Source organism: Bacillus sp. SD075, from assembly GCF_017355165.1.
In the GTDB taxonomy this organism is placed as follows: Bacteria; Bacillota; Bacilli; order Bacillales; family DSM-1321; genus Peribacillus.
Map to the genome: position 1 here is coordinate 1 of NZ_JADILK010000117.1, position 390 is coordinate 390.

1 protein-coding gene is annotated in these 390 nt (G+C 40.5%); it reads left to right on the forward strand.

The features are described from left to right. Positions 1–54: 54 nt before the first annotated feature. Positions 55–390 (forward strand): IS110 family transposase (locus tag IOC57_RS25520; protein WP_207441371.1); only part of this gene is annotated, 336 nt, incomplete at its 3' end.

The following is a 390-nucleotide window of genomic DNA, read 5'->3' on the forward strand; positions in this document are numbered from 1 at the left end:
ATAACAAATCTCCTGTCATATGTATTGTTAATCTTTTTTGAGGTGATTTCTCCTATGGAAGCAATGATTGAACGGTGTGCTGGCCTAGATGTACACCAAGAAACAGTAGTAGCCTGTGTATTATTTGGTCCCTTAGATAAAAAGCCAAAGACCTCTATTGAAACTTTTTCAACTACAACAACGGGACTCTTGGCTTTAAGTGATTGGCTCGCTACCCTTCAGGTATCCGACGTTGTGATGGAAAGTACCGGAGTCTACTGGAAACCAATATGGAATATACTCAAAGGTTCTTTTCACCTTGTTCTTGCCAATGCCAGACATGTCAAAAATGTTCCAGGGCGTAAAACTGATGTGAAAGATGCCAAATGGCTTGCCAAGCTTCTAAGATGT